The sequence below is a fragment of the Streptomyces sp. NPDC051907 genome, from assembly GCF_040681075.1.
In the GTDB taxonomy this organism is placed as follows: Bacteria; Actinomycetota; Actinomycetes; order Streptomycetales; family Streptomycetaceae; genus Streptomyces.
The window spans coordinates 18,008-28,551 of the sequence record NZ_JBFAYB010000103.1; the positions used below are offsets into that span (position 1 = coordinate 18,008).

General features: G+C 73.9%; 5 protein-coding genes. All 5 read left to right on the plus strand.

The genetic code is table 11. The features are described 5' to 3' along the window. Positions 1–414: 414 nt before the first annotated feature. The 5 genes from AB0M39_RS34830 to AB0M39_RS34850 are packed head-to-tail and all read left to right on the plus strand — an operon-like array spanning position 415 to position 10,523. Positions 415–3,222 carry a family 78 glycoside hydrolase catalytic domain gene (locus tag AB0M39_RS34830; RefSeq protein ID WP_365370988.1) on the plus strand — a complete coding sequence of 936 codons (2,808 nt, stop codon included), beginning with the start codon at positions 415–417 and terminating at the stop codon, positions 3,220–3,222. Then, the gene (locus AB0M39_RS34835) at positions 3,219–4,532 is read left to right on the plus strand and encodes an extracellular solute-binding protein (protein WP_365370990.1); all 1,314 of its coding nucleotides are present in this window, start codon (positions 3,219–3,221) and stop codon (positions 4,530–4,532) included. Before AB0M39_RS34830 ends, AB0M39_RS34835 begins: the two co-directional genes overlap by 4 nt. Continuing rightward, positions 4,529–5,509, plus strand: coding sequence for a sugar ABC transporter permease (locus AB0M39_RS34840; protein WP_365370992.1), 981 nt, complete (start codon positions 4,529–4,531; stop codon positions 5,507–5,509). Before AB0M39_RS34835 ends, AB0M39_RS34840 begins: the two co-directional genes overlap by 4 nt. Further along, a complete protein-coding gene (locus AB0M39_RS34845) occupies positions 5,506–6,348 on the plus strand; it encodes a carbohydrate ABC transporter permease (protein WP_365370994.1) in 843 nt (280 codons plus the stop codon). Before AB0M39_RS34840 ends, AB0M39_RS34845 begins: the two co-directional genes overlap by 4 nt. Before the next feature lie 5 nt (positions 6,349–6,353). After that, complete coding sequence (locus tag AB0M39_RS34850) at positions 6,354–10,523, plus strand: glycosyl hydrolase (protein WP_365370996.1); 4,170 nt, start codon at positions 6,354–6,356, stop codon at positions 10,521–10,523. Positions 10,524–10,544 lie beyond the last annotated feature (21 nt).

A 10,544-nucleotide genomic window follows, 5' to 3' on the forward strand; every position in this document is an offset into this window, starting at 1 on the left:
GGCTCCGGGTCTGTCGATCCCACTGCTCATTCGCATGACTGCTGGTCCGTTCCGTCGTGCGCCGTCCCACCCGGCGAGGCCGGACCGCGCGTGATTTCACGTCCGGTCGTGTGGTAATCACAGGGTGGATATCACGGCGAATCACAGGCCACAAGGGTGCCCGCGGCCGCGTCGCCGCAGTTGTCTGCGTGTGTACAGCGGGAGTTCGGCCATCTGAGAGGACGGCCAGTTGACGCCTTGTCAGCACCCTTGACACCCCTCCAGGGGGTTCCTACTCTCCTCGTCACAGATTTAACGTTAGATTTCACATTCCAGAGCCGGTATTCAAGAGACAGTCGTCTTCACGCCAGGTGAGCCCAAGGCGAACCGCCCCTGGAACAGGGGCCGTTCCCGGTGCGAAGGAAGGACGTGCTCGTGTCCCGTCCCTCGCCGCAGCACGCACCCGACCCGCGCTCCCCGCACCCGCGCTCTCTGCACCCGTACGACCTGCGCTGCGACCACCGCACGACGCCCCTGGGCATCGACGACCCCGCGCCCCTGCTCTCCTGGCGGCTGGCCTCCGACCGCCGCGCCGACGACCCGGCCGCCTACCGGGTGCGCGTGGCCGCGCACCCCGACGACCTCGACCACGACAGCCGGCTCTGCTGGGACAGCGGCCGCGTCGAGGACCCCCACGCGATCGGCGCCCGCTACGCGGGACGCCAGCTCAAGTCCCATACGCGCTACCACTGGCAGGTCACCGTATGGCCGGCCCGCGCCACCGACACCGCCGTCGCGCCCCGCCAGGCCGTGTCCTGGTTCGAGACCGCCTTCGCCGGCGCCCGGTCCTGGCGCGCCTCGTGGATCGGCCACGACCCACGGCCGATCGACGTCGTCGACGCGCCGACCGAGGGCGAACACGCCCTCGACGACCACGGACTCGCCCCCTGCCCGCTGCTGCGCCGGTCCTTCCACGCCGCCCGCGGCGGACGGGCGCGCCTATACGTCAGCGCCCGCGGGCTCTACGAGATCCGCCTCAACGGCTTACGCGTCGGCGACGCCGAACTCGCCCCCGGCTGGACCGACTACACCCGGCGCATCCAGTACCAGACCTACGATGTGACCGAGTCGCTCCGCGACGGCGAGAACGTCCTCGCCGCCACCCTCGCCGACGGCTGGTGGAGCGGATTCGTCGGCTTCTTCCCCCGCCGGGCCGGCACCCACTACGGCACATCGCCCCAGCTCATAGCCGAGCTCCACCTCACCGGCGCCGACGGCCGCGAGAGCCGCATCCTCACCGACCGCGCCTGGCGCACCCACACCGGGCCCGTGCGCCACGCCGACCTGCTCATGGGCGAGCGCCACGATCTGCGCCGCGCCCACGACGGCTGGGACCTGCCGGGCTTCGACGCCTCCGGATGGACGCCCGCCCTGGTCACGGACACCGACCGCACCCTGCTCACCGCATCCGTCGACGAGCCCGTACGTACGACAGCGGAACTGCGCCCGCGCTCGATCACCCGCCTCTCCCCAGGCGTCCACCTCGTCGACTTCGGCCAGAACCTCGCAGGACGCGTACGGCTGCGCGTCCGCTCGCTCGCCTCCGGGGAGCGCGTCGTCATCCGCCACGGCGAGGCCCTCGACGACCAGGGACGGCTGTACACCGCCAACCTGCGCACCGCCGCCGCGACGGACGTGCTCGTCTCGGACGGACGCGAACAGGCCGTATTCGAACCGCGGTTCACCTACCACGGCTTCCGCTACGCGGAGATCAGCGGACTCGGCCGGCTCCACGCCTCGGACCTGGCCGCCGTGGCGCTGCACAGCGACACCCCGTGGGCGGGGACTTTCGACTGCTCGGACCCCGACGTCCAGCGGCTGTACGAGTGCGTGGCCTGGGGCCAGCGCTCCAACTTCGTCAGCGTGCCCACCGACTGCCCGCAGCGCGACGAGCGGCTCGGCTGGCTCGCCGACGCCCAGGTCTTCCTGCCCACGGCGGCCCTCAACGCCGACGTCGCCGCCTTCTTCACCAAGTGGCTGCGCGACGTCGACGACGCCCGCACCCCCGACGGCGGCTTCACCAACGTGGCCCCGCGCCTGGCAGGCGTCGCCGACGAGGGCGCCCCGGGCTGGGCGGACGCCGGGGTGATCATCCCGTGGCATCTGTACCGCACCTACGACGACGTGCGCTTCCTCGCCCGCGCCCTGCCGGGCATGTGCGCCTGGATCGACCTGGTCCACCGTCACAACCCGGACCTGATCTGGCGCGAGCGCGTCGGCCCGCACTTCTCGGACTGGCTCGCGCCCGGCGCGCCGACGCCGCGCGAGGTCGTCGCCACCGCCTACTTCGCGCACAGCGCCCGGCTGACCGCCAAGGCCGCTGCGGTGCTGGGCCACGCCGAGACGGCCGCCGCCTCCCACCGGCTCGCCGACGACGTCCGCCGGGCGTTCGTCGAGCACTTCGTGACCTACGACGCCGACTCCGGCCTGCGCATCGCGGGCGACACCCAGACCGGCCTGCTGCTCGCCCTCGCCTTCGACCTGCTGCCCCCCGGCCGCGCCGAAGCCGCCGCCCACCGGCTCGCCGAGCTGGTCGAGAAGGCCGGTCCGGCGCTCCAGACCGGCTTCCTCGGCGTCGCGCTCGCCGCGCCCGTCCTGCACGCGCACGGACGGGCCGACCTCGCCCACGCCCTGCTGCGCCGCACCGAGGCCCCCTCCTGGCTGTTCCCGCTGCGCCACGGCGCGACCACCGTCTGGGAGCGCTGGGACGGCTGGACGCCCGAGACCGGATTCCGCGCGCCGTCCATGAACTCCTTCAACCACTACGCGCTCGGCTCGATCGGCGAATGGCTCTACCGAGGCGTCGCCGGCCTCGACCAGAGCGCCGACTCCACCGGATACCGGCGCCTCAGCATCCGCCCCGAGCCCGGCGACCTCGCCCACGCCGGCGCGCACTACACCTCCGTCCGCGGCGCCGTGTCGGTGCGCTGGCGCCGCCGGGACGGCCGGATCGAGCTGAGCGTCCAGGTGCCGCCCGGCGCGAGCGCCGACGTCCGGGTGCCCACCGCCGACCCCGCCTCGATCCTCGAGTCGGGCGCGCCGCCGGCGGACGGCGGCTGCGTCGAGCTGATCGCGACCGCCGCCGACCACGCCGTGTACCGCGTGGCGTCGGGGGCCTACCGCTTCACCGCGGCCTTTCCGCCGGCGCCCGGCGCCGGCCCCCAGGAGGAGGAGACACCATGACCGTGATCGAGACGGGTCCTCGCAGCCTGCCCGGAGCGGGCACGGTCGGCCGCCGAGGGTTCCTCCGCATCGGCGGCGCCGCCGCGGCCCTCGCCGCGCTCCCCCCTGCCCTCACCGCCTGCTCCGGCGACGGCGCCTCGGGCAAGGTCCGTATCGTCGGCGTCGCCGACCAGCAGAAACCCGTCGAGGAACTGCTCGCCCTCTACCGAAAGAGCCGCCCCGACGACGAGTTCACCACCTCCTTCGCCCCGACCGACCAGGTGCAGACCGCCGTGCGCACCCAGCTCGCCGGCGGCAACGCCCCCGACGTCCATGTGCTCTATCCCGGCAGCGGCAGCGCCATGTCCATGGCCGAGGTCGCCAAGGCCGGACTGCTCGCCGACCTCAGCGGACAGTCGTGGACCCGGGACATCCCCGAGGGCTTCGACGCCGCCTACCGCAGCGACGGCAAGACCTACCTCTACTCCGCGGGCAGCAGCGCCATCGGCGCGATCTACAACAAGAAGGCCTTCGCCAAGGCCGGCGTCCAGCCGCCCAGATCCTGGAGCGAGCTGCTCGACGTCTGCGTCAGGCTCAAGGCCAAGGGCATCGTGCCGATCGCCCTCGGCGCAGGGACCCCCTGGGTCACCCAGATGATCACCTACGCCCTCGTCCCCAACGCCGTCTACGCCAAGAACCCCGACTTCGACGACCAGATGGCCGCCGGAAGCGCGCACTTCCGCGGCTCCGGCTGGGCCGACGCCCTGGGCAAGTACAAGGAGCTCCAGCGCCGGGGCTTCTTCAACGACAACCCCAACGGCACGACGTACGAACAGCAGACCTCGCTGGTCGCCGGCGGCAAGGCCGCCATGGCCGTGCAGGTCTCCGCCGTCCTGTCCAACTTCCGCCAGGCCGCCCGCACCCCCGAAGACCTCGGCATGTTCCCCTTCCCCGGCGGCGACGACGCGACGAAACTGTGGATCCCGGCAGGCATCGTCGTCGGCCTCGGCGTCTCGGCCCGCAGCGAGAACAAGGACAAGGCCATGGCCTTCGTCGACTTCCTCGGCAAGCAGGAGAACCTCAACCGCTGGGCCGCGGCCGTCTCCGCGATCCCCTTCAAACGCGACGCCTCCACCAGGATCGATCCCGTCCTCGGCGACTTCCTGCCCATCATCGACGACGGCAGAGCCGTCCCCTTCATGGACCAGCGCTGGCCCAACGCCGAGGTCCAGCCCGCCCACTTCGCCGCCGTCCAGGACCTGCTCGCGGGCAAGACCGACGTCGACGGCGCCCTGGGACAGCTGGACGAGGCCTACAGGAAGAAGCAGTGAAGTCGCCCCACCCCGCCGGCGGCACACGCCGCCGCGACCCGGCCGACGCGCTGCCGACGGCCTCGCCGGCCGCACACCCCCAGCCCCCGCCCGCCCGCCGGCGCCGCGACGCCACCCTTCCGCCGTGGCTCTTCGTCGCCCCCGCGCTCGCCGTGTACGCGGTCGTCGTCCTCTACCCGAGCCTCGCGGGCGTCGTCTACGCCTTCACCGACTGGTCCGGCATCGGCGACTTCTCCTTCGTCGGCCTGGACAACTTCCGCACCCTCCTCGACGACGACCGCGCCCTCGAGTCCGTCGGCAACACCCTGCTGCTCACCATCGCCGTGGTCGTCGTCCAGAACGGCGTCGGACTGCTGCTCGCCCTCGGCGTCAACGCCGTCGTCGCCAGCCGCTCCCTGCTGCGGGCGGTCTTCTTCGCGCCCGCCGTCGTCAGCCCCGTCATGGTCGCCATCCTCTGGAAGTACGTGTACAACCCCGCGGACGACGCGGGCCTCAACGGCGTCCTCGGCGCGGTCGGCCTCGGCGGACTGCGGCAGGACTGGCTCGGCGACCCCGCGCTCGCGCTGTGGTCCGTCGCCGCCATGGTGGTGTGGCAGTACGCCGGATACTCCATGGTCGTCTTCCTCGCCGGGCTCCAGGGCGTGCCCGCCGAACTCCACGAAGCCGCCCGCATCGACGGCGCAGGCGCCTGGCAGCGCTTCCGCTACGTCACCTGGCCGCTGCTCGCCCCCGCGCTGACGGTCAATCTCATGCTGTCGACGATCGGCGGCCTCAAACTCTTCGACCAGGTCTACGCCGCCACCAACGGCGGCCCCGGCACCTCCAGCGAGACGCTGTCGACCGTGCTGTACAAGGAGGCGTTCGTCTACGGGAAGTTCGGCTACAGCACCGCCGTCGCCCTCGTCCTCGCGCTCTTCGTCGCCGCCGTGTCCCTGGTCCAGCTCCGCTATCTGCGCGCCCGGGAGGTCACCGCGTGAACAAGCGTCCCCGCGTGACGAAGCAGCGGTACGGACGGTACGTCCTCGAACTCGTCATGGCCGCCGTCGCGGTCGCCTTCCTCTTCCCGGTGTACGCCCTGGTCACCCTCTCCATGAAGGACCCGCGGCAGATCGCCGACTCGCCGCTCGCGCCGCCCGCGCCGCCCACCCTCGGCAACTTCGGCGACGCCTGGTCCTCCGCGTCGCTCGGCCCCGCCCTGGTCAACAGCGCGGTCATCACCACCGTCAGCCTGCTGCTGCTCGTCGTCCTCGGCGCCACCGGCGCGTACTGCCTCGCCCGCCGCGCCCGAGGGCTCGGCTACGGCCTCTACATTCTGTTCCTGCTGGGCATCGTGCTGCCCTTCCAGCTCGGGATGATCCCGCTGTACGAACTCGTCGACGACCTCGGCTGGCTCGGCACCTACCACGGCATGGTCTTCTTCTACACGGGCATCCAGCTGCCGTTCACCGTGTTTCTCTACACCGGGTTCATCCGCGCCCTGCCGCCCGACTACGCGCAGGCCGCGCTCATCGACGGCTGCAACCACCGCCAGGCCTTCACCCAGGTCGTCTTCCCGCTGCTGCGCCCCATCACCGGCACGGTGATCATCCTCAACGCCGTGTTCGTCTGGAACGACTTCTTCACCCCGCTCCTCTACCTCGGCGGCTCCGACAAGGAGACGGTCCCCGTCGGGGTGTTCTCCTTCGTCGGGCAGTACGTCTCCGACTACGGCCTCGTCTTCGCCGGGCTCGTCCTGGCCGCCCTGCCCGTCCTGATCGTCTTCCTGCTCCTCCAGCGCTACGTCATCAAGGGCTTCGCCGGCGGACTCAAGGGCTGAGCGCCGTGAATCCCCCTCCCGACGCCGCCGATGCGCTCCCCGCGAGCATCGCCGCAGTCCTCGCCGCGCCGCCGCGCGACTACTCGCCCGCCGCCCTGTGGTGGTGGAGCGGCGAGCCGCTCGACCCCGCCCGGCTGCGCGCCCAGCTCCAGCGCCTCGCCGAGGGCGGGGTGCACAACCTCGTCCTGATCGACCTCGCGCCCTCAGGACCGCTGTTCGGCGCGGACGCCGACGACCCGCCGTTCTTCTCCGACGCCTGGTGGGCGATCGTCGACGGCGTCTGCGAGGACGCGCGGGAGGAGGGTGTGCGCCTCTGGTTCTACGACCAGCTCGGCTTCTCCGGCGCCGACCTCCAGGCCCGCCTGGTCGACGAGCAGCCCGCCTACGCCGGCCGCAGGCTGGAGCGCGTACGCAGGGTGGTCGAGGGCTCCGCAGCGCTGCGCTGCCCCGAGCAGGGGACGCCGCTCGCGGGCGCCGCCGAGCCGGTCGACCTCGAAGGACGGCCGCTGGGGCCGCCGGTCAGGCTCGACGTGCACGACCGCGCGGTGCACGCGCCGGGGCCCGGGCGCTGGCGGCTGACGCTCCATCACCATGTGCCGCTCGGCTTCGACTACCTGGGAGGGGGCGCCTGCGCGGCGCTGCTCGACCGGGTGCACGGCGAGTTCGAGCGGCGCCTCGGCGACCGGCTCGGGACCGTCGTCGTCGGCTCGTTCCAGGACGAGCTGCCCGCCCTGCCGACCTGGTCGACGCGGTTCGCGGACGCCTTCGAGCAGCGGCGCGGCTACGACCTGGTGGACTGCCTCGACGCCCTGTACGACGACACCGTGCACCCCGAGGCCCGCCGGGTGCGCCACGACTACCACCGCACGCGCGCCGAGCTCGCCGAGGAGGCGTTCTTCCGGCCGCTCGCCGACTGGCACCAGCGGCACGGCCTGACCGTCGGCTGCGACCAGCAGGACCCCGCCCGCGCGGGGCGCCCCGTCGGGGGCGTCCAGCTGTACGCCGACTACGCCCGCACCCACCGCTGGTTCTCCGCACCCGGCAGCGACCACCACGGCGACGCCCGCGTCCACTCCTCGCTCGCCCATCTCTACGGCCGCCCCCGCACCTGGATCGAGGCGTTCCACTCCACCGGCTGGGGCGGCACGCTGGAGGAGACGTACGACTGGCTGCTGCCCTGGCTGCGGGCCGGCGCGACCCTGTACAACCCGCACGCCGTCTACTACACGACCAAGGGCGGCTGGTGGGAGTGGGCCCCGCCGGCCACCGACTGGCGCCAGCCCTACTGGCGCCACCACCGGGTCTTCGCCGACGCCGTGACCCGGCTCTGCGCGGTCCTCAGCCTCGGCAGCCATCTGTGCGACACCGCGATCCTGCTGCCCACCGTCACCGCCCAGGCGGGCACGGCGCTCGACGGCGTCACCGCCGAGGCGGAGCGAGCCGAGGAGACCTACCTCGAACTCGTCGGCGACATGACCTGGTTCCGGACCCGGCCGGGCGCCGTGGACCGGCTCGGGCTCGACGCCGACGTGATCGACGACGCGTCCCTGAGCCGCGCCGAGGTGCGGGCGGACGCGGGGGCGGCGGACGAGAGGGCGGCGGACGAGAGGGCGGCGGGCGTGCGGCTCTGCGTGGCCGAGGAGGCGTACGCGACGATCGTGCTGCCCGCGTGCACCGTCCTGGAGCAGGGCGCCGCGCGCCGGCTGACCGCGTTCGCCACGGCGGGCGGGCGCGTGATCGCCGTGGGCGCTCTGCCCGAGAAGGTCATGGGGCCCGAGGGGGCCGCGGCCCTCGCCGAGCTGCGCGCCTGCTTCGCCGACGGCAGGGCGCGCTCCGTCCCGGCCGCGGACGGGCTCGCCGCACTCCTCGACGAGCAGCCGCGCCCCGTCGTACAGGCGACCGTGCCCGCGCTCGCCCGGCGGGTGGAGGGTGCCACGGTGGTGTTCCTGACGGCTGCCTCCCCACGGGCGACCCGCGCGCGTGTGGGCGCGCCCGACGAGCGGGGCGCGGCCCTGGGCTGGCTCGACGCCCGCTACGACTTCGACCCCCGCCGCTATGCGCGCCGCGCCCGGGTCCGGGTGCGGGGAAGCGCCGGTCCAGCCGTTCTGATCGACCCCTTCGGCGGCGCGCCGCGCGCCCTGCCGGTCAGTGCGGCGGCGGACGAGCCGGGGGCCGTGGAGGTCGACGTGCCCTTCGACGCGGGGCCGGCCGCCCTGCTGGTCTTCCCCGGCGGCGACGGCGAAGACGGCGGCGACGGGGTCTGCGGTCCCGGCGTGGCGGTTCCGGGGACCTCCGAGGGCGGCGCCGTCGCCGTGGAGATCCCCGAGGACGCCGTCTGGGAGACGGCCCTCGTCCCAACGCTCGACGACACCTGGGGCGACTTCTCCCGCCCGGCGACCGGCCCGCCGCCCGCCGGACCAGCCGTGGTCGAGCGCCGCGCCTTCCGCCACCGGGTCGAGGGCCCGGGCGACGACGCCGGCGCCGTGCCCGGTCCCGACGCTGGGTGCGAACACCCCCTGGTCCACGCGTCCTTCGGGGTCGGCGCGGTCGTCGTCGACGAGGACGGCGGCCTGCGGTCCGCCCTCGCCTGGTCAGCTGCCCGAGGCGTCCACAAGGACCCCGTCCACCGTGCCGTGCTCGGCCCCAAGGGCCATGTGCCGGAGGAGTTCCTGCATATCGGCCCCACGGCCGCCGGGACCCTCGCCCGCGTACGCCTGGAACTGCTGCTGGACGAGGCGTTCGACGGCTGCCTCGCGGTCGGGGCGGCCGCCGCCAAGACCGCCCGGCTCGACGGCGAGCCCGTGGTCCTCGACGACGGGGGTCACCTCGCCCTCGGTCCCGTACGCCTCGGCGCCGGACGCCACCTCCTCGAACTGGACCTGACACCCGATCAGGACGTCGACCTGCGGGCGCACGCGGCGCTGGTAGGCGACCCGCGACGGTACCGGCGCCCAGAGTGGATCCTCGCGCCGGGCGACCCGAGCGACGGCGGGCGAGCCGCGGTGGAGACCACGCTGACCCTGGCCGCGGCCCCCGCCCGGGCGATCGTGCAGGTCGCCGCGCGGGGCAGGTGCGTGCTGCGGGTGAACGGGCTGGTGGCCGGCCGGCAGGGCGGATTCGATCCGTACGCCGAGCACGCCGTGCCGCGCGTGCGCCGCCACGAGGTGGCGGCCGCCCTGCGCGCCGGGGTCAACCGGCTCACCGTCGAGACCGCGGACGGCGCCGATCCCGCGGTGCTGGTGGACGCGCTGGTGTACGACGGGGACGGCCGCCGCGTCGCGGCCGTGCACAGCGACTCCTCGTGGCGGGCCGAGCGCGACGGCGTGCGCACGCCGGTCCTCGTCCGCCGCGAGCAGGTGGGGGACCCCGCCGCCCTGTGCCTGTGGCGCAGACCGCACCCGCTGCCCGGCGCGGCCTGGCTGGACCCGGAGGCCGACGACGGCACGGTGCGGCCCGTCGGCTTCGCGGCGCCCGGAGCGCGGCCGGCCGTCGAGTGGCTGTGGTGCGAACTGCCGCCCGGGGCGAGCGCGTTGAGCGTGGACGTCTACGGCGACGCGACCTTGTTCGTCGACGGCCGGCGCCGCGCCACGACCGCCGGGGCCGCCGAGGACGGCGTGCGCACCCTGGCCGCCGACGACCTCGCCGCCGACGGTCCGCACGGCCCGCGCGCCCTCGCCCTGCGGGTGGAGACCCGCCCGGGCCGCCAGGGCGGCGCGGCGCTCGCCGGGCCGCTGCGCTGCGTCGTGGGGCCCGGGCGGATCAGGCTCGGGGACTGGGAGGAGCGCGGCCTCGCCGAGTACAGCGGAGGCGTGCGCTACACCCGGCGGGTGACGCTGCCCGACGCGTTCGCCGCCGGGCGGACGACGGTCGACCTCGGCCGGGTGCGCGGCACGGCGGAGGTGTCGGTCGACGGCGTCCTCGCCGGTGTACGGGTGTGCTCTCCGTACGTGTTCGACGTGACGGGACTCCTCGGGCCCGGCGTCCACACGCTCGACGTCACCGTCTTCGGGACGCTGGCGCCGCGTCTGGACGCGGCGGGCCCGACCCACTTCGTCTTTCCCGGACAGCGTGTCAGCGGGCTTATGGGGCCGGTTCGGTTGAGGGCTCAACGCCACGCTCAGGGAGTGCAGCGAGAATCGGTTGCCCTCTTCCCACTTCCGCCGCACGCGCTCTAGGTCGTCCCAGAGCCGGCGGGG

Coding starts and splice junctions, on each gene's coding strand:
- AB0M39_RS34835 (WP_365370990.1), top strand. CDS start 3,219: ATGACCGTGATCGAGACGGGTCCTCGCAGCCTGCCCGGAGCGGGCACG.